Below are 20,611 nucleotides of genomic sequence, written 5' to 3' on the forward strand. Positions count from 1 at the left end.
TTGAGAAAATTTAAAAATTCTCTTCGTTGCTTTTTTATTTTATTCAGTTCTTATTGCATCCAGTGCGGATAGTTTCATTGCACGTCTAGCAGGTAGGTATCCTGAAAGAAGTCCAATTAGCGTTGAAAATCCTAGTGCAGTTAGGATAAGTCCTACAGAAATTATGGAAATCTTAGGCTCGAAGTTTACTGTTTCTCCACCCAGCTGTCCCATAAAGTACCCGGCGAAAAATTTGTTCGCAAGTACAGAGATAATAAGTGAGTTTACAACTGCGATCACTCCTCCGATAAGACCTATAAGGCTCGCTTCTAAAAGGAATAGGTTTTGAATATCTCTTATAGATGCTCCTATTACCTTCATGATTCCGATTTCTTTGGTCCTTTCGTAGATGGACATGATCATTGTGTTTGCGATACCAATAGCTGCAATTATAAATGAAATTGCTCCGATACCGCCAAAGACTGCCTGTACGATTCCTATCTGTTTATTGGCATTATCTAAGAATTCTTTCGTCATATTGTAAGGACGAAATCCCTTATCTTTAAGCGATTTTGTTACTGCGTCTACATTTTTTATATCATCCACTACTACTTTTATATTGTTGTAGTTCTTGGATTTTAATTTTACTTTGAATTGACTCGCCAAGGCTTTATAAGTTTCGATGCTCATAAAGAGACAATTTTGTTTTTGGTAGTCGTTTCCTTCTGTCATTTCTCCAGATATTCTAAGTTGAACTTGTTTACCGTCGCTTTGATTGTTTTGATTTCCATCCATCTCCATGGATCCCATATCTGACATTCTATCATCGTCACTTGTTGATTTTGGTTCAAATTTTGTGATGTAGATCTTTCGATTCATCAAAGATTTCTTTTCTGAAAAATAGTTAGGACGACTTCTATCGTAGAATTGATACTTAACCTGGGAACCTAAAATTACCACAGGATTTTTTTCTCCTGGCGCTATATATTTCCCATTTGCAAGCTCAATTCCATAGTCTTCCATATATTGAGGTGGCATCCCAACTATATCCACATAGCTAGCTTCTTCTCTTCCCATTTTTAGACTGACAGTAGCTTCGTACATAGGGATTACTGCCTTTATATGTTCTATTTCAGAAACTTCATTTATGGTTTGATTGTTCATCGGTTTCTTCTTTGGCTTTTGGTATCCCGGCTTGTCCATCTCTGGATCAAATCTCGTGAATTGACTATTTAGCTCTAGGACCCTCATGTCCCCCATATCCTCATAGAATTTGGAGTTCATAAATTTAAAACCACGACCGATTGAAATAATTATAATTATTGCCGTTGCACCGATTATTACACCTAGAACGGTCAGGAATGTCCTTAGCTTCCTCGAAGCCAGGTTTCCCGCCGCCATTTTGAATAAATCGCTAAACTTCATTAGATTGTTAGATCCTCATTTTCTTTTTTCTTTTTCTTGTAGATAAAGAATGCTCCACCGATTGCTGCAGCCGCTACTGCAAGCCCACCGAGTATTTTGAAGATACCTTTAGATGAACCTCCGCCCATGTCTTGGTTGTTCATGTCATTTTCATCCATTTTAGGCATATCTTCTACGGTGAATTCATATTCTTTCTTTACCTCTTGGGTAACTCCCATTGAATCTTCGAAGGTCCAAACGAGTTCAACCTTCTTTTGTCCTGGAGTATCAGGAGTTACATTTACCATAAAGGTATCTTGAGAGCCCGGTGCAAAAGCTCCTTTGTAGTATGATGGTGTATCGAACTTCAATCCTTCGCCCTTGATCTTAATCATTACGTTTGAAAGATTTGCCTTACCAGTGTTGTAATAATCTATTGAAAGTGGAGTTTCCCCTCCTACCATAAATTCACCTTGTGGTAGCACGTCTCCCACTTCAAGTTTAGCTTGTTGAACTACAGGCACACCAATTTGAGCGGTGTCTGTATATTTATTTGCCTTTGCATCTTCGTATTCAAAGTTTGCAACTACTGTATAAGTTTTTGCAGCAGTATCAGGAACGGTTGTAAAAGTAATTTCCTTTTCAATCCTTGCTCCCGGCGCGATGCTTGCAATGTAGAAAGTATTAGAAGAATCCACCGGTGTAAATACGGACGCGGTTGGCATAGCTCCACCAGTTTGTCCTCCGTTAGAATCTCCAGAACCTACAGACTCTTGAGTATCTGAAGTAAGGAAGATCTTGATATTTTTAACAGTCTTCTTCGCATTAGTGTTGAAGAATTTTAAATATAGTTTAAATGGCTTGCCCGCTTCAATAGTTTGTGGTTCTAAATAATAATCTTCGATTATAAGTTTAGGTGTAGATTCATTTACAGGTTTGCCGTCATTCTTTTCAACTGGAGCCTTTACAAATACTCCCACGATTTGACTTGTAGATTGAGCTTCCGCCTTTGTATCGTCTGTGTAATCAACCTTTAGTTCCACAGGATAGTTCTTAGTTTCTGCAGAAGGTGTAACCATAAAGTCGTAGGAGAAGTTTTTCTTTTCTCCTGGTGCAAGTTCTTTTAGTTGAATAATTGAAACGGTTCTAGAAGCAAGTCCGTTTTGGTCTTGGCTATTTGCTTGTACCTTTAGATTCTTAGCAGTAACCTTTCCTGTGTTTACAAGATCAAAGGAAATGGTGGTCTTTGCATTTCTATATAGAATTCCTGATGGGAATTTGATATTTCTAAATTCTAGAGCTGAAGGCTCTTGTTGTGATTTAGTAATATTGAATGAAAATTGATATTTGCCAGTCTTAGGCGCTTGTTCAGAAGTTTTGTCTTGTCCTGGTCCATATCCTGAAAATGTATAGTCAAGGTCTAGCATGTACGTTCCAGGGGCTGTGGATTTATCAGACTTTAAATTAAAAGTGATGTACTTAGTTTCTCCCGGGTTAAGAGTTGTAATATCAACAGTAGAAAGTCCGCTTGCAAGGGTGATCTTTTGTGATTCAAGTTTATCAATGGATAGTTTTATATTATTTGCAGGAGCATCACCAGTGTTTGTAACTTGGAATGGAACTTGGAATTCCTTGCCCGCTTCTTGTTCGTTTATCCAGAATGTTTCAACCTTTTTAATTTCTATTGCTGGGTTAACAGGTTTTGAAGGCGCAGTTATTTTTACATAGACAGTTTCTTGTTGAGTAAGAGTTTTAGTTCCTACCTTATATTGTAAATCTAAGGTAACAGGAACAGTTCCACCTTGAAATCCACTGTCAGCAACAATATCAAAACTTCCTTCTTGTTCAGTATTATCTTTTAAATTAAAGTATATTGAATTATCGCTTTTATAGACATATCCGTCTCCTTGGATATATACTTTGTCCGGATCTTTTATAGACGCTTTTATAATAAGATCTGTTACATCTTCATTATAAGTTTTATCTTTTTTAATTTTTACTTTAACATTGGCACTGCCATTGCTTAAAATATTTGTTGTTTGATTTACAGATACAACAATGCAAGGATTAACAATTTGGTTTGCTCCATTTGCATAAGTATTAATCGTAAATAGCATTATTAATGCCAGTAATATAGAAGTGAATTTTTTCATACTATCTCCTTTCTAGGTATCTTTGCGTCATTTTCTTCTATGCTTGTTATCATCCCGTCTCTCATGTCCACTATCCTATCTGCGTAGATGGATGTCTCTACGTCGTGTGTTACTATTATCAGTGTTTGATTGTTCTTACGAGCCATTTCGCACATGAGGTTCATTACTTCAAATGATGTGTTGGTGTCCAGATTTCCCGTTGGCTCGTCGGCAAAGATAATCTTAGGTGCATCGACAAATGCTCGGGCTATGGATACTCTTTGTTGTTGACCACCACTCATCTCGTTTGGTTTGTGGTGGAGTCTTTCTCCTAGTCCTACCTTTTCAAGTATATCTTTTGCAAGTTCATCTCTTTTTTTCTTAGGAACTCCTTTAAATATGAGTCCCAAACTGACATTGTCCATGGCAGAGAGATTTTTTATAAGATTGTAGGATTGAAAAATAAATCCGACATTTAATCTTCTAAATTTAGTTACCTGGCTTTCGCTTAGCTTCTCAATATGTATCCCGCCGATGGAGATCGTTCCTGAGGTTGGTTTGTCTAGTCCTGCAACCATATTTAGAAGTGTGGATTTACCTGAGCCGGAAGTACCTAGTAGACAGAGGATTTCTCCTTCGTATATATCTAGATTTATTCCGCCGAGGGCTACTACTTTTTCTGTGCCCATTTTATAGATTTTCTTCAGGTCGCGAATCTCTATAAGCTTCATATTACCACCTCTTGTTTTAGTATAACATAGCTAAGATTTTAATAGTTTACAAAAGTATTAAATTTGAGAATTCCTATCTGAAAATTTTGTAAAATTTTTATATTTTTATGTTGATGCTATCAGCAGACTGTTTCAACCAATCGGCTACGCCTCTTGGGAAACAGGTTGCATCACACCTGCTAAGACTCACTACGTTCGTCTTTAGATGTAGACGTATAGCATGTGTTTTTATTTTTTTGTTTTTGATGCTATCCGGATATCATGTGTTATCATTGTTATTTTTTGTAGTGGAAGTACCAGATGGAGACAGTCACCCTGAGCGGAAATGACGAAGCCAAAGGCTGAGTCATTGGAGTCGAATGGGTATAACCATGGCGGGGTTATGTATGGATGATTTCACTTGCCTTGACTAGGTTAAATATAGCTTATACCCGTTCGACTCACTTCGTTCGCTCAGGGTGACTGCAATTGTAAAGGTATTTTGTAATATTTTTTTGGAATAGATGGGTTAAATATAGGTCAGATCCTTCGACTTCGACGGCAAAAGCCGTCTTCGCTCAGGATGACTGTAGTTGTGAGGTTCATTGTAGCGTCGAAGCCCTAGCCGAAATCTTTGATTTCGTAGCAGGTCTCGTGCATAGTTCCAAAGAAGACGAGCATTGCGAAGGCTGATTTGCAGAACTCGACTGCCTCTCAGGATGACCAAGTGAAGGAGTTGACCTCATAATTTATTTAAATTTATATAAAAAAGGAATGTCCCTATAGGCAACATTCCTCTTATTTTATAATTTTTATTTTTAAAATGTATATTGAACGCCCTTATCTTGTAGTTGTCCAATTCTAGTATCTACTGATGGTTTTGCAAATTCAAAAAGCTTTATTCTATGAGGTCTGTTGTACTGTTTAGTTAGATCTAAATACTCACAAAGTTCATATCCAAGTCCTATATCATTTATAAATTCATCCGCCTCATATGTCTTTTTATGCACAAAGGATTTTAGTAGTAGATTTGATATAAAAGTCCATACAGATAAACAAAGTAGGGTAAATAAGAATAACATCGCTCCATCTCCAGCATCTGATCCGCCCAAAAATCTCTTTCTTCTACTACCTGTTAATGCATCTATAAAGCCTGAAAACATTAAGAAAAGACTTCCGAAGAAGATTATAATATTATTTCCAAGCAGTAATAGTATTGTGGAAGAACCTAGGTTAAACATTTTAAAAAGCTCACTCTTTACTTTAGCTTCCATTAAATTTGGATATTCCAATAACCCAGTAGATACAACCAATGTTTTTTGTCCGATTGCATATGCAAATGGATATTCCATTTCAGATACATAGATGTTAATATCGTCACTTAACGCAACTTCAGCATTTTTTAAATCTTCGATATACTTTCTAATTGGCACCTCTATCAAACTTTTATATTCCGCTCTTTTTACTTGACTTGCGTTTAGTATCTTTCTACAAATAGCGCTACCAAAGGCATACATGAAAAGTGCTAATAACACATAGTTACTAAAGAGCATTTCAATGAAAAAGCCTGCATCATCGGTGTTATCTGGAGAAATACCTACTATAATGACAAGTGGTAGTAGTATATATGCAATCACGCCATAATATTTGTTAATCCAAAGGTGCTTTAGATAATCTTTAATTTTAATTTTCATTTTTCCCTCCGCTGTATTTTTCAAAATATTTCTGACTTTACTTTAACCCATTACCTATAAAAAATCAATGTTTGACCAATATATTCGAATTACCTTTTTCATCGGAATCGACTTTGAGCTTTTATTTTTGATTGGACCTAGATATATGTCAGATTCTTCGAAGCCCTAGCCGAAATCTTTGATTTCGTAGCAGGTCTCGTGCATAGTCCCAAAGAAGCCAAACACAGTGAAGGCCGATTTGAAGAACTCGACTGCCTCTCAGGGTGACTGTAGTTGGGAAGACTTTTGTAGCCTTCGGCTGTGGAAGCAAAATGCTTCCGCTACGGGATATTTATATGTGTTTAAAATTTCTTACGGCTTCGCCTGAGGAAAGTGAGTTTAGTTTCTAGGTTTATGGAAGCTGATTGCTTCCGCTACAAAATTAAACCCTCCATTTAAGTAAAAGATATTTATTTAAAATAAAAAACCCCTGTTAGTCCAGGGGTCTTATAAAAAGTTTTTCTAGTTCACTTTCTTTTCTTCTCTTATTCTCTCTGATAGTAATGGAAGTATGGTGAATAGATCTCCAACTATTCCATAGTTTGCAATTTTCATTATCTTTGCATCCTTGTCGCTATTTATGGCTATTATTAGTTCTGATTCTTTCATTCCATTGGTATGTTGTAATGCTCCAGAGATTCCAACTGCTATATATAGTTTTGGTTTTACGGTCTTACCTGTTACTCCTACTTGGAGACTCTTATCTGCCCATCCGTTATCTACTATAGGTTTTGTAACTCCAAATTCTGCTCCTAGTGCCTTTGCAAAGTCCTTCACAACTTTTAGTCCTTCTTCGTCTTTTACTCCCATTCCTGCTGCGACGATCACTTCTGCGTCTTCTAAGCTTAGATGTTCATGTTCTTCGTCCTTTACGAAGGAAAGTATTTTGTTAAGTGGACTTTCTACTTCAATCTTTTCTTCTATTACTTCTGCTTTGTGTCCTTCATCGTGGAATAGTTCTACTCCGGTCTTGTTACCTACTGTTCCTATCTTAGGTGTGCTTGTGATTCTTATGTCTGATAAGAGTTTGCCGTCGAAGGTTGGTCTGATCCACATGATGTCAGATTTATCTTCTGTAAGTTTTATTTCTTGGCAATCTGCAACTAGTCCGATTTCTCTCTTAGCTGTGATTCTTCCGCCGATATCTCTTCCGTTTACTGATGATCCGATTAGCACTGCGTATGGTTCGTACTTGTCAATTAATTTATCTAGTGCATGGGCAGCTACCTTTGAGTCGAAGTTTTTAAATTTTTCATCTTCCACTAGGATTACTTTGTCTGCTCCATATCTTTCTAATTCTTCTATTAGTCCAGCTCTTTTTTCTGTAAATAGCACTGCAACTACTTGTCCACCTAGACCTTCTGCTAAATGTCTTGCGTTTGCTAGAAGTTCAAATGTTAGGTTTGTGATCTTTTGTTCAAATGTTTCACAAACTACCCAAATATTTTTACTCATATTCATAATTCACCTTAGATCCTTTTGTTGTCCTTTAGTATTTTTATGATTTCTTCTACTTTTTCTTCATCACTATTTTTTTCGATGATTAAACCCTTTTGTACTTCTGGTGGTGCAAATACTGATCCGACTACCGTTCTAGATCCCTTCATGCCCATCTTATCAAGATCGAAATCAATATCTTTTTCTGTCAAGATTTTTACTTCTTTAGTCACTTCTTCAGATTTCTTAGGATTTATATTTTTTCTAAGAGTGCTTACAAGGGCTGGCATCTTTACAGATTCTTCTTGAAGTCCGCCGTTTATTCTTCTCTTAGCTATGACTTCGTCGCCTTTTACTTCTACACTTTCCGCATAGGTTAAAGAGTTAAGTCCAAGTTTTTCTGCAAGTTGTGGTCCTACTTGTCCAGTGTCACCGTCGAGGGTTTGAGTACCTGTAAGTACTAAGTCAAATTCTCCTAGATGTTTTGCAGTGGTTGAAAGCACATATGAAGTCGCAAGTGTATCTGATCCTCTAACCGCCATGCTGGAGATGATGTAGATTTCATCTGCTCCCATTGAATAAGCAACTTCGAGTTCCCCTTTTATGAAGTCAGGTCCCATTGATGCAACCACAACCTTGCCACCGTGTTTCTTTTTAAGTTCGCAGGCTGTATAAATAGCTGCTAGATCTGGTGGATTTATTATGCTTTTAACTCCATCTCTTATAAGATTGTTGGTTTCTCTATCTATTTTGCAATCGGAAACTTTTGGTACTACCTTTGCAAATACTAATATATTCATAAATACCTCCATAATTTATATCATAATAGTATTATACCCCTCTTTATCAAGTGGAAGCAATTTTCTTAACCATATTAATAATTTTACTACCTTTTAATTTTCGTTCTTTTTAGATAGAATAGAAGAGAGGTGTAAGATGAGTAAAAAGAGTTTTTTTGATGGCTTAGAAGAAAAATGGCAAAAGGAAAAAAAGGTTCGTATTGCCGCTAGGAAGCGCCAAGCAAAATTAAAAGAAGATTTAAGAGAAGAAAATAGAAATCTGACCAAAGAAATGCGTTTTAAAAAACTCTATAAATTTTCTTATATCGTTGTGATATACCTACTTGCCCGTATGGCATTTAGATATTTTATGCATAAAGATGTATTTGTAGCTAATGATATTCTGTTTGGAATCATCACCATGGGTATCTATGCTCTTTATATTTTTAAATGGGCAAAGGAGAAAAAATAATGAAAATAATAGCTACTACTACATTCGGCTTAGAGGCGGTTTTAAAAAGAGAACTCATCGCCCTAGGCTACGATGTAACTACTGAAAACGGAAGATGTATCGTCGAAGGAGATCTAAGAGATATTGCAAAACTAAATCTAAATCTTAGATGTGCAGATAGGGTTTTGATCGAACTTTTAAATTTCAAGGCGACTACATTTGAAGATCTATACCAAGGAGTTTTGAAATTTCCTTGGCATGAAAATATATCCATAGACGGCAACTTTATCGTGCAAGGCCGTTCTAAAAATTCAAAACTATTCTCTGTATCTGACTGTCAAAGGATCACAGAAAGAGCGATCATTGACGTCATGAAAGAGCATTACGACATAGATTATTTTGAAAAATCAAAAGAGAGATACAAACTAGAAGTTGCTCTTCGTGATGATATAGCAAGCGTGACACTAGATACTTCTGGAGATGGACTTCACAAGAGAGGATACAGAGCTCGCAACTACAAGGCTCCCCTATCCGAAACTATTGCCGCAGCACTAGTTATGCTTTCGTATTGGAATCCGGATAGGATTCTTCACGATCCATTCTGCGGTTCTGGAACCATACTTATAGAAGCTGCCATGATTGGCAAGAATATTGCACCGGGACTCATGAGAAAATTCGACTTTGAAAAATTTAAATTCTTTGACGAAGAAATCATGAAAGAAGAGAAGAAACTCGCCTACGAAAGAATCGACTACGACAAAACTCTTAAAATATACGGCTCCGACATAGAACGCGGCGCAATAGAAATCGCAAAGGACAACGCAGAACTCTTGGGACTAGAAGAAGATATAACCTTCTTTGAAAAAGATATAAGAGATCTTATAATCGGCGACGATTACGGTGTCATCATCACCAACCCACCTTACGGAATAAGAATCGGAAAAGATGTTAAAGAACTAGAAAAAGAACTGGGACTTCTTCACAAATCATGTCCAACCTGGAGCGTCTACGCAATCTCAGGAGACGAAGATTTCGAGAAGAATTTCGGCAAAAAAGCAGATAGAAATAGAAAACTCTACAACGGAGGAATTAAAACCTACTATTATCAATACTTAGGACCTAAACCTAGGGGGTAGTTATGGAAAAACTTAGCTCTAAAATTAATTTAAATATCTTAAATGGAATAGCAGACCTAGTGAGAGTTTTGGATTCAAACAATCAAGTAATCTTCGTAAACTCTGCAATGGAAGAGCTAATGGGTGCATCTGCAAAGGAGATGACCTGCGAACCCGACGGAAGATACTTCTGCAACCTTTCCGTCGCAGAAAGGACGCTAAGGACAGGAGAGATCATCCAAAGAGAAGAATATATAGAAGGCAATTTCTATTCTGTAAAATGCTCCCCTATCTTTGACGGCGAAGAAATCGTCGCGGTGGTGGAAGTCTTTCGAAATATAACCATGGAGAAGAAACTTCAAAGGGAGATAATAAATAAAAACAAAGAGCTCGCAACAGAAATGAACGAAGCGAAGAAGATCCAAGTAGGTCTACTTCCCGAAAAGGGATTCATCGGCGGAACGATGATAGATTACCTCTACAGACCGTCCAATATTCTAAGCGGCGATATGTTCAACGTCTTCGAAATAAATAGAGATAACTTAGGAATCTATATTTCAGATACAGTAGGTCATGGATTTGCAAGTAGCCAGGTGACCATGTTTGTAAACTTCATGTTCAAAAGTCTCACCACCAAGGCACTTCTAAATCCAGCCACAGCACTAGAGGAAATAAAAAAGAAATTCAACTCCATAGACTTGGATGTAAATATTTACTTCACCTGTTTTTACGGAGTATATAATAGAAAAGAAAACACATTTAAATTTTCAAACGCCGGTCACAACCCTTGTCCAATCCTCTCACGAAATAGGACTAGTTACGAACTACTAACAGCAGGACTACCAATCTCAAGAATGTTTGAAGACGTAACCTACGAAGACAATGTAGTAGATCTCTTCTGCGGAGACAAACTACTCTTCGTAACAGACGGCATCCCAGAACTTAAAAATTCATCGGGAGAAACCTACGGGCTAAAGAGACTCGGAGATATACTAAATAGACATAATGTAGATGAACTACAAGAAATAAGAACAGATGTAGTCCACTTCACAGCGAAAGAACCAAAAGATGATATGACCGCAGTGCTAATAAAAATAATGTAAGCATCCAATGGGCATTCAGTTAGGGATTTATGGAAATCAAGTTTAACTGATAGCCTTTAAGTGGTGATAAAAGAAATAACGACCATACAAGAGTAGAAATGCTCCTGTGTGGTCGTTTTCTTTTTGCTTTGTTACTCAAGTACCGAATCGGTCTGCGGGATTATCAGCAATGTATAGTTCTATAATTATCAATGAGCGAATTCAAATCTTCAATACATCTTTTTATATCATTCGATGTAGTTGATTTATCAATTAATCCTGCCGATGAATGAGACAACGGATTTGCATTTCTTAAATAATGTGCGCGCTTAATTATTTCTTCAGAACCATCTATCTCTTTATAAAATGTTTTAAACGCTGGCTCTTTGTAAAAACCTTTGTAATTTGGTTTTTTACAAGTTGGATCATAATTATAATAAAATGCTAAATCAGCTGTAAAACGGTCAAAGTAGTTTTTATAAAATGCATATTCCGCCAATGTATTATGTCTTTTTTTCTCCACCCAATACATGAAATATAGGAAGTATGCTTTCCAGTCCTTATCAATAATGTGTATATAATCATTAATCCTCTTATTACAAAGTGTGGATAAAAAGCTATTCTTACAACAGTAATAGTAATAATTCTTAAGATTTGTACTATTCTCATTTAGAGCATCGAGCAAATCAATATGTCTAAACTCACTCTGAATTAAATAGGATATGGCAATTGATGTGTCATATGAATTCCAAAGTCCTTTTCGATTACGTTGAAACAACTGATTAAGCAATGCTTTTATAGCAGGCGAATTTTGAGTCTTCATTATCATTATAGATAAACGTTTTGGATCTATACTAATGAAAGAAACATCTGTGTTAATTAATTTACATATTGTGGATATTACTTTGCTGTCTTGAATTACTTCATCGCATTCGTAAATATAATGGTTATAAACTTCTGTTGGTGTAAATTCAATATCATCACTGCTAAAGTACTGTTCAATCATCAAATTGTAGTATTCAACATCAATGTAATCAGTTTTAAGTGCTAATAAAAGAGAATCTAGGAACTCTTGGAACTTACCCTCAAACAACTCCTCAATATCATGCTGGATACCATTGAAATATTCATCATATAATGATTTTTTAAGTTCACCATTGATTTCTATTGCAGGTTTCAGACAACACTTCTTTGCGTTAAGAGACAATCCGTACTCTTTTAAAATTGAAGAATATTCGTTTCTAATCTGGTTATAAGCATCGTGCAGCCTAACAATGTCATGAGAAGAATTAATCAAGATATACATATCATCAACATATCGAATGATTTTGAAATCACTGATACAATCTATTTTCTCTTTAATAAACTTGTATATTCGATTATCTATTTCATCCATATACACAATTGTTGCTAAATATGAAGACGCAGTGCTGTTTTCTATTGTTGGGAATTTCCCATCTCCGCAAAATAACAACAATTCTTTTATCATTTTCAATTGAGTAGGAGTGAAGCAAACATCTGCTAAATTACTTCTTTTGTCAATTTGATTAATAAGAATGTCAAGGTTTATATTCGGGAAGAAGTTAGTAATATCAGTTTTAATAAAATACTGGCAGTCTGAAATGTGGGCATTTATTAGCTTGTAAAACTCGTCATAATCCTGCTTATACTTCGCACGCATATAATCATAGTTTCCTGCATAAAAAGCATCAATATTCATATTTCTTACAGTCTGATAATGATTAGATATTTCTTTGCCTATAGCTTGTAATACTAAATACAAAACTGGAGATAAGAGACTTGAATCTCTAAAGCTCCCATCTCCCTTTTGAAGAAAGTTTTCGGATTGATGCATTGCTTCCGGAAACAATACAAACGCAGCTTTTCTTATGTATTTTTCAAAGAACTCTTCACTAGCAATATATTCTTCCTCATCTGCAGTGATTTTCGAAAAAGGAAACCACTGCAAATAGGACTTTTTACTACCTTCACTTAACTTAAAATACATTTGGCATGTCTGCTTCCATGTATCATATGTAATTCCAAACATACCTTGTATCTCTCCTTTATCCCGCAATTACATCTTCGATAATCTGCTTGACTTTCTTATTGCTTAACTGTATATGGAATGAAACAGTGTATCCATCACTAGTAAGTTGTTTGAAGAAAGCCTCTGCACATTTTATCTTAGCATCTTCAATTCCTCGAAGTGTGGATTTGTTTTCTACCAGCTTTGTTTCCACAATAATATTCAATTCCTTTGTTCCATCTTTATGCTTAACAACATACATAAAGTCTGGGCTATAGTTTTCGCCAACAATTGTAGGAATTGCAACACTTGATTTTGGTATTTTCCCGTAAACCACAACCTCATCAATGTCTGTCATTATATTTGCCTTCTCAAGAGGTGAGTCAAAAACAATCTTATCATACAGATATTTGTCAGAAGGTGTACCTTCAGCAAATTTCGTACCCACATTTCCTTGTTTAATAACATCTCTAGGTGTTCCGTCTTTGTAGGTCAATGCTGTTACAGTAACAGGCTGGGCAGAACGTTTATACTTAAAACGAGTTTGCATTTTCTCAATACGCCAATCTGTAAAAGCAGATACAATATTTGCTACAGAATACTCGTTTATGTATTCTTCAGGAATGCCCTTCTCCTTAGAAAGTTCACACATGGCTTTGTGAATTTCAGTAATAGGAATACTTGTCTGTTGACTGATTCTTTTCAAAAACTCATTATAAGGAATAGGACGTTTTATCGAATACGATACACCTGTATCATCCTTAACAACCATTGCATTTCCTTCTATAGCCACTTGATCCCTATGGCTATACAATGTTACGTTCCCGAAGGTACCAACTTTTCTTAAAATGTCATGTAATGCCTGTGGGATTTCATCTGTCAAATCTACATCATAGAATAAATAGTATTTCTGGTTAATGCGTTCCCATAACTCTTTTAATTCATAGTATACAGCTTTTCTTACATGAATTACCTCTTTCTTATTTTTGTTGACATCAGTAACCTTGTTGCTACCTACACCCGTAGCGAATTCTGGATAATCAGCATAAAAAGCATCTCTGTTTTCGGTACGAATCTCATAGTTACGATTGATGTATTTTTTACTCATCAATTCTATGAACAAATCATCTGGGTCAACGTCACGTTCTTTAGCAACCTTATCCAATGCATCTTGAGATAGAGTAAGCGTTTCTGGTAATTCACCATTAATTTCATCAACAAGTCTTTCAGCAAAATCAGCTTCAGTAAAGTCAACAATATAATTAAGCTTAAACTCCTCGTTAGAGATACGGTTACCATTTTCATCGACAGGAAGACGAAGTCCACGACCGACTTCTTGCAGTTTGCTATTATCACTTCCGCTGGAACGTAATTTTGCAATTGTGAATACATTAGGATTGTCCCATCCTTCTTTCAAAGTCCATTTAGAGAACAGGAATCTTCTTGTGTTGAATGAGCCATCTTCTTTACGGAGAGAAATAAGACCTTTCTTATTATGAAGGATATCAGCAACTTCATTTGCAATAGCTTCATCTGAGTCACTATTATCCTGTGCAAAATAACCGGCATGACAAGCAGGAATATCGGCTTTGCTTGCTTCAAGGTAGTCTTTGTATTCCTGTTCGTTATCCGGAAGTGTTAGTAATAATTCTTCGATTTTCTCAAGTAACAATCTTTCAAACATCATTTTCAGATAAGCGTCTTTGCCGTCTTCCGAATCACGGTAAGAAGTGATATCATCAATGAAAAACAGTGCCAGAGTTTTAATTTTGAATTGTCTTCCAGAGAAATTTTGACGTTCAGTTTCAAAATGTCTCTGAATTGCCAACTTCAGCATTTGTTCTTGATAAGATGAAGAATAAATATCTGTGTTGAATTCTTCACCTTGATATTTAACTTGTCCGTTTACCAATTCAATAAAGTTTTTTCCAATAGCATTGATCGTAAGTCCCTCGAAAGATGAATCTATTACAGAAAGCGAATCTCCCGGTGTCAGTGTATAAGTCTTTGTTTCCTCTCCACGTTTTTTAAATTGGAACGTAGCAGAAGTTTTTGATTCCACTGCCAACAATTTAACCTTTTCTTCCTTTTTGGATAAAGGTTCAAAATGCTCCTTTGCAATCCCTTTAATCAAGTTTAGATTGAAGGAATCGCAAGAATTAAGTTCATATACAAGGTTATTAAAGTCCTTAAAAGTTACCTTATTTCTTCCTTTACCAACAGTTGTATCCGGGAAGGTTGCTCCATAACGAATAATAATCTGTGGACATAATTCTTCAACAATTGTTTTATATGCTTTCTGCTCACGAGAAAATCTATGTGGTTCATCAATAATTACAACTGGCTTTGTTGCTTTTAGTGCATCAAAAGGTCTGTAAAATCCTTCAACCAAATAATCGTAATCTGATCGGGTAAGCATATTACCATTTGTCAGCAACTGCATATTAACAAGCAATACATAAATTTTGTTTGAATTCTGGCATGAGCCCGTTACAAAATCACGTACAGCAGGAGGCATAGCTAAAAAGCCTTTTTTCTTTTTCTTAGGACTCTCCAATACACCAAGTTCAATATCACAGTTATAGCCACACGCGTCAGAAAAATGATGCTTTACATAACTGTCATCAATAAACTGTGATGTGCCTGCCTTAATAGGAAGAGAGGGTACGGCAATAATAAACTTGTTAAAACCAAACTTTTTATGCATCTCATAAATTGTTTGTGTATATACATAGGTTTTTCCTGTTCCTGTTTCCATCTTAATATCAAGATTCAGGTAATCTCCGTCATCACGGCAGCCACGATAGTCAGCACGGATATTCTTTTGAACTTCCGTCAAATTATTAACCAAACGAAGTTCTTTTCTATCAAATGTTGGATTTTCATAGGTAAGGTTCGGCTTTACCATTGTGATTCCATCAAGGGCAGAAATTATGGCATCAACAGCTTTCTGTTGATGGTCCAATTCTCGTTCTAATATAAGTTCCAAAACCTGCACCTCCTTAATATCTGATATCCAAATTAATTTTAAGATTCTTTTCAGAATCACGGAGAATCTTTACATTTGTCTTTAAGTTTTCCATTTCAACATAGTTGAAGCTGTAACCGAAGAGAACTATATTTTGAGGGTTAAATGCTCCTTCTGTATTGTACTTCTCTACAAGGGCTTTGATGGCTTCTTCTGAAAGATCTGGATTAATAAGATATAAGTGGTTTTCACACCAATATGCTGTGTACCCAGCAAGGTCTACCATCTCACATTTATTTATAAATCCATAGTTGTCATGCACCAACCATGTAGTAAGTATCGTCGCAGTACCGAACTCATCATATACAGTTGTATCAATGATATATCCACTGTTGTCAAATCTCTCAATTTTATCAAGTGTATTTTGGCTAACCTCTGCTAAGGTGTAATGCTTAAAGCCAAGATCGGCTGTAGTGTTTGGATTTTCTTCTTTGATTTTCTTTGCAGAACGTAGGATTCGTTCGATTCCAAGATAATCAAGTGTATGAGGATGATTATTCTTATCTAAAAAGGAAATCAATTTTTTTGCATTTGCTTTGTCATCTCCCGTACTTGTTTCAGACTTTATATCAAGGTTTTCAGGTAATTGAATTGAAATCGTTTTAATATTCATACCCCTGCTATTAAGACGCATTGCGGCTTCTGCTGTTGTCGCTGAACCAGAAAAGAAATCAACAACTAGTAAATCTTGTTTTTGTAAGCATGAAAGTAATTTCATGATTAATAACACCGGTTTAGGATAGCTCATCAAGGATTGTTCTCCAAATAACAACCGTTGTTCCTCATCGGCATCTTCATTTGATCCCCAACCTGTTTTTTGTAAATTAGAGCTAATAACATCATAAGAGTATCCGGATTCGTCATTATCACCAACACGTAAAAGTAAATCTTTTAAGCCTTTGTATCTTGGCTCTTTTACAATTCTTCTTAAATACAAATCACGTGTAATATACAATTCTTTGTTTAAAGCATATTCAGTCATCGCGTCTTGACCATATCGCCAATTACTCTCGATTTTTAATTCTTCAGCTAAAACACCATCTTCTATTACCAAATCTGAATGAAGAACTAAATTCATTGTTGTATCAGAAATGATTTCGCCCGCATTCATACGGAAATTTTTATCTCGGTATTTACTTTCTATTCCTGCAGGAATCACACGGATATCCCTACCGTTAGATGCATTGACACAAGGATAGGTTTCTTCTTCACTGTTAATTTCACCAATTAACCCTGAAAACTCTTCTTTGCGTTTTGCATAAACCAAAATATATTCTTTTATGTTAGTAACGCTATCAGCTAAATAACTGCCTTTTTTCTTTTTCTCCCATACTAATTGCGCAACAAAATTCGTTTCACTAAAAATATCATCACATAATAATTTTAAATTGCCTTGTTCGTTATCATCTATAGAAATAAAAATAACCCCATCTTTATCAAGTAGATCTTTAGCTAACTGTAATCTTGGATACATAAACATCAACCACGCTGAATGTGACGCACTGCCCCTGTTTGTCAAATCGAGAATACGCTGAGATTGTTCCTCATCAATACTAAGTTTCTCAACAAGTTCTTCAACAGTAAAGTTAAACTTATCATTATACACAAATCCATCAGAACCTGTGTTGTAAGGTGGGTCGATATAAATGCATTTAACCTGTCCTGCGTACGATTTTAGAAGATGCTTCAATCCATCAAGGTTATCACCACTGATATATACATTTTCGCTGTTGACATTTTCAGGAAGACTGTTGTGTGCCTCATCAGGAACGATTACTGTTTCAGTATCAAGTGATGCTAGCATTTTTGCATAGTTTTTACCTAAAAACTTTAATTCGTATCCCTCATGGGAAATATCAATCTTATCCTTTAAGAACTCGGAAAATCTTACCATGTCAAAAGTACCATCGGCACAAAAGCATGATGGAAAATTTTCCTTCAAAATGTTTATTTCTTTCTGGTTTGGTGTAACTGTTTCATTCGCAGTCATAATATCTCTAATCATTTTGATTTACTCCTTACTTCAAAATCAATCCATGCCTCTTCTACATCTGAATAATCAACATCATTCTTAAGGCAGAACTCTTTTATATTTTTCATAGCATTAAGGTTAGGCTTTGCTTTGCCACCTTCCCATCTATTCACAGTAGAAAATGCCACCTGTACTTCTTTGGCAAAATCTTGCTGTGTCAAAAACATCGTTCTTCCTCCATTCTATACTCCAATACTTCCGATATATCACATTTAAAATACTTACAAATCCTACCAAGTATTTCCATACTCACATTCTCGTCCCGACCCATTTTTGCTATGGTATGAGGGGTTGTTTGTATGGCTTTTTGTAGGTCTAGCTTATTCATCTTTTCATCTATTAATTTTTTCCATAATTTATCATAGGAAAACCCAATAATCCACCTCGAATTAATCTTCTACTTTATACAGTTTTTCTATATTATTATATCACACATGATAACGTTACATTTATATATTAGGGCGGATCCATTTACATCTTCTCTAAATCTTTAAGATATCTTTATCCAAGAAAAAATATTTTAAAGATAATTTCCGAACTTAATTCACTATTTTAAAATAATTTGATTATTATTTAAAATATTTTTAAAAATTATATACTGCTAAAAATAGCGGTGCATTTTAATTTATACTTCTAATAATCCATTACTATGCTAATACTTTTTCGCAAATGTTTACAAAAATTTTTACTTTAGTGGTATAATTAAATTAACAATGTTATTTTATTGACATTTAAATTATTAAGGGGGACTATAATGGATTTTAATTTGGACAAACAGCACCTTCTATTACAACAAATGTATAGAGACTTTGCTGAAAACGAAGTAGAACCAATAGCAGCTGACATTGATATTTCAGAAGAAGTACCTTATGAAAATATCAAAAAACTTGCAAAGTACGGATTTTTCGGTATTCCTTTCCCAAAGGAATATGGCGGACAAGGAGCAGACTATGTCGCTTACGCTATGGCAATCGAAGAACTTTCTAAGAAATGTGCAACTACAGGTGTAATCGTATCAGCTCATACATCACTTTGTGCTGCACCTATCTATGAAAACGGAACTGAAGAACAAAAGAAAAAGTATCTTCCAGACCTACTATCTGGTAAAAAAATCGGAGCTTTCGGTCTTACTGAACCAGGTGCAGGTACAGATGCAGCAGGACAACAAACTATAGCTGTACTAGATGGAGATCACTACATCCTTAATGGTACTAAAATATTCATTACAAATGCAGGTTTTGCAGATGTATTTATCATAATTGCTATGACAGACAAGAGCCAAGGAACTAAAGGTATCTCAGCATTCATCGTTGAACGTGGATTCGAAGGATTCAGAGTTGGAGAACCTGAAGATAAGATGGGTATAAGAGCATCTTCTACTTGCGAACTTATATTTGAAAACTGTAAAGTTCCTAAGGAAAACCTACTTGGAAGAGAAGGTAAAGGATTCGGTCTTGCAATGAAGACTCTTGACGGTGGTAGAATCGGTATCGCTTCACAAGCTGTAGGTATTGCAGAAGGAGCAATCGACGAAACTATTAAGTATACAAAAGAAAGAAAACAATTCGGAAGAAGAATTTCTCAATTCCAAAATACACAATTCCAACTTGCTGATATGAAGACAAAAGCAGAAGCAGCTCAACTACTTGTATATAGAGCAGCAGACGCTAAGCAAAACAAAATACCATACTCACACTACGCAGCTATGGCTAAATTATTTGCTTCAGAAACTGCATCCGATGTAACCAGAAGATGCTTACAATTATTCGGCGGATACGGATACACCAAAGACTATCCTATCGAAAGAATGATGAGAGATGCAAAGATAACAGAAATCTACGAAGGTACATCCGAAGTAATGAGAATGGTTGTATCCGGCTGGATGGGAGTTAAATAGGAGGTAAATGATGAAAATAGTTGTTTGTATTAAACAAGTACCGGACACAAATGAAGTAAGACTAGATCCTGTTACCAACACTCTAATAAGAGATGGAGTTCCTAGTATCATAAACCCAGATGACAAATCAGGACTTGAAACTGCACTAAGAATAAAAGACGAACATGAAAATGTAGAAGTAACCGTAGTATCAATGGGACCTCCACAAGCAGAACTAGCACTTAGAGAAGCCCTAGCAATGGGAGCAGACAAAGCAATCCTAGTAACAGACAGAGCATTCGGAGGAGCAGACACCTGGGCAACATCATGTACAATCGCAGCAGCACTAGAACACCTAGACTATGATCTAATCATCACAGGACGTCAAGCAATCGACGGAGACACTGCACAAGTAGGACCACAAATGGCAGAACACCTTGGAATCCCACAAGTATCATACGTAGAAGATCTAGAACTAAACGGTGACCATCTAACAGTTAAAAGACAATTCGAAGATAGACACCACGTACTAGAAGTAAAACTACCATGCTTAATAACCGCACTAACAGAACTAGCAGAACCTAGATACATGTCAGTAGGCGGAATCTATGACGCATATGAAAAAGAAATAACAACTTGGGGACTTGAAGACATAAAAGACAAGCTAGACCTTGCAAACATCGGACTAAAAGGATCACCAACAAAAGTTAAGAGATCATATCCAAAACAAGGTAAAGGCAAAGGCGAGCTACTAAAAGATCTATCAGCAGACGAAGCAGCACAAGCAATAGTAGCAAAACTTCAAGAAAAGTATATAATCTAAG

At 35.8% G+C, this 20,611-nt stretch carries 16 protein-coding genes; 5 read left to right on the top strand and 11 right to left on the bottom strand.

The features are described 5' to 3' along the window. Nucleotides 1-39 precede the first annotated feature (39 nt). From HMPREF9225_RS00930 to HMPREF9225_RS00955, 6 genes are all read right to left on the bottom strand, one after another. A complete protein-coding gene (locus HMPREF9225_RS00930; protein ID WP_008901038.1) occupies nt 40-1,404 on the bottom strand; it encodes an ABC transporter permease in 1,365 nt (454 codons plus the stop codon). Continuing rightward, nucleotides 1,404-3,536, bottom strand: coding sequence for a COG1361 S-layer family protein (locus HMPREF9225_RS00935; protein WP_008901039.1), 2,133 nt, complete (start codon nt 3,534-3,536; stop codon nt 1,404-1,406). The genes HMPREF9225_RS00930 and HMPREF9225_RS00935 overlap by 1 nt, the downstream gene beginning before the upstream one ends. Continuing rightward, nucleotides 3,533-4,246 carry an ABC transporter ATP-binding protein gene (locus HMPREF9225_RS00940; protein ID WP_008901040.1) on the bottom strand — a complete coding sequence of 238 codons (714 nt, stop codon included), beginning with the start codon at nt 4,244-4,246 and terminating at the stop codon, nt 3,533-3,535. Before HMPREF9225_RS00940 ends, HMPREF9225_RS00935 begins: the two co-directional genes overlap by 4 nt. 797 nt (nt 4,247-5,043) lie before the next feature. Beyond that, nucleotides 5,044-5,919 carry a M48 family metalloprotease gene (locus HMPREF9225_RS00945; RefSeq protein ID WP_040551245.1) on the bottom strand — a complete coding sequence of 292 codons (876 nt, stop codon included), beginning with the start codon at nt 5,917-5,919 and terminating at the stop codon, nt 5,044-5,046. A 501-nt stretch (nt 5,920-6,420) separates the two neighbouring features. Beyond that, complete coding sequence (locus tag HMPREF9225_RS00950; RefSeq protein WP_008901042.1) at nt 6,421-7,419, bottom strand: electron transfer flavoprotein subunit alpha/FixB family protein; 999 nt, start codon at nt 7,417-7,419, stop codon at nt 6,421-6,423. An 8-nt stretch (nt 7,420-7,427) separates the two neighbouring features. Continuing rightward, on the bottom strand, nt 7,428-8,195 hold the full coding sequence (locus HMPREF9225_RS00955) for an electron transfer flavoprotein subunit beta/FixA family protein (protein WP_040551246.1): 768 nt from the start codon (nt 8,193-8,195) through the stop codon (nt 7,428-7,430). Nucleotides 8,196-8,331: 136 nt separating this feature from the next. Here HMPREF9225_RS00955 and HMPREF9225_RS00960 point away from each other — a divergent pair, with 136 nt between their 5' ends. The 3 genes from HMPREF9225_RS00960 to HMPREF9225_RS00970 are packed head-to-tail and all read left to right on the top strand — an operon-like array spanning nt 8,332 to nt 10,843. After that, nucleotides 8,332-8,646 (top strand): hypothetical protein, encoded by a 315-nt coding sequence (locus tag HMPREF9225_RS00960; protein ID WP_008901044.1) that lies wholly within the window; start codon nt 8,332-8,334, stop codon nt 8,644-8,646. Continuing rightward, entirely contained in the window at nt 8,646-9,761 is a 1,116-nt protein-coding gene (locus HMPREF9225_RS00965) for a THUMP domain-containing class I SAM-dependent RNA methyltransferase (RefSeq protein WP_040551247.1), read from the top strand. Before HMPREF9225_RS00960 ends, HMPREF9225_RS00965 begins: the two co-directional genes overlap by 1 nt. A 2-nt stretch (nt 9,762-9,763) precedes the next feature. Continuing rightward, complete coding sequence (locus HMPREF9225_RS00970; protein ID WP_008901046.1) at nt 9,764-10,843, top strand: SpoIIE family protein phosphatase; 1,080 nt, start codon at nt 9,764-9,766, stop codon at nt 10,841-10,843. A 163-nt stretch (nt 10,844-11,006) separates the two neighbouring features. Here the strand turns inward: HMPREF9225_RS00970 and HMPREF9225_RS00975 are convergent, their stop codons facing one another. Genes HMPREF9225_RS00975 through HMPREF9225_RS00995 form a run of 5 tightly spaced genes read right to left on the bottom strand, consistent with a single transcriptional unit; the run spans nt 11,007 to nt 18,287 of the window. Beyond that, the gene (locus HMPREF9225_RS00975; RefSeq protein ID WP_040551248.1) at nt 11,007-12,872 is read right to left on the bottom strand and encodes an AbiA family abortive infection protein; all 1,866 of its coding nucleotides are present in this window, start codon (nt 12,870-12,872) and stop codon (nt 11,007-11,009) included. Between the two features lie 16 nt (nt 12,873-12,888). Beyond that, nucleotides 12,889-15,840 carry a type III restriction-modification system endonuclease gene (locus HMPREF9225_RS00980; protein ID WP_040551249.1) on the bottom strand — a complete coding sequence of 984 codons (2,952 nt, stop codon included), beginning with the start codon at nt 15,838-15,840 and terminating at the stop codon, nt 12,889-12,891. 13 nt (nt 15,841-15,853) lie between these two features. Beyond that, nucleotides 15,854-17,884, bottom strand: coding sequence for a site-specific DNA-methyltransferase (locus HMPREF9225_RS00985; RefSeq protein ID WP_008901049.1), 2,031 nt, complete (start codon nt 17,882-17,884; stop codon nt 15,854-15,856). Next, on the bottom strand, nt 17,881-18,078 hold the full coding sequence (locus HMPREF9225_RS00990; RefSeq protein WP_008901050.1) for a helix-turn-helix domain-containing protein: 198 nt from the start codon (nt 18,076-18,078) through the stop codon (nt 17,881-17,883). The genes HMPREF9225_RS00985 and HMPREF9225_RS00990 overlap by 4 nt, the downstream gene beginning before the upstream one ends. Then, on the bottom strand, nt 18,069-18,287 hold the full coding sequence (locus HMPREF9225_RS00995) for a helix-turn-helix domain-containing protein (protein ID WP_040551250.1): 219 nt from the start codon (nt 18,285-18,287) through the stop codon (nt 18,069-18,071). The genes HMPREF9225_RS00990 and HMPREF9225_RS00995 overlap by 10 nt, the downstream gene beginning before the upstream one ends. A gap of 378 nt (nt 18,288-18,665) precedes the next feature. Between HMPREF9225_RS00995 and HMPREF9225_RS01000 the strand changes: the two genes are divergently transcribed. Next, on the top strand, nt 18,666-19,808 hold the full coding sequence (locus HMPREF9225_RS01000; RefSeq protein ID WP_008901052.1) for an acyl-CoA dehydrogenase: 1,143 nt from the start codon (nt 18,666-18,668) through the stop codon (nt 19,806-19,808). Nucleotides 19,809-19,818: 10 nt separating this feature from the next. Beyond that, nucleotides 19,819-20,610 carry an electron transfer flavoprotein subunit beta/FixA family protein gene (locus HMPREF9225_RS01005; protein ID WP_040551251.1) on the top strand — a complete coding sequence of 264 codons (792 nt, stop codon included), beginning with the start codon at nt 19,819-19,821 and terminating at the stop codon, nt 20,608-20,610. Nucleotide 20,611: the final 1 nt, after the last annotated feature.

It is taken from the genome of Peptoniphilus duerdenii ATCC BAA-1640 (assembly GCF_000146345.1).
Classification (GTDB): Bacteria; Bacillota; Clostridia; order Tissierellales; family Peptoniphilaceae; genus Peptoniphilus_B; species Peptoniphilus_B duerdenii.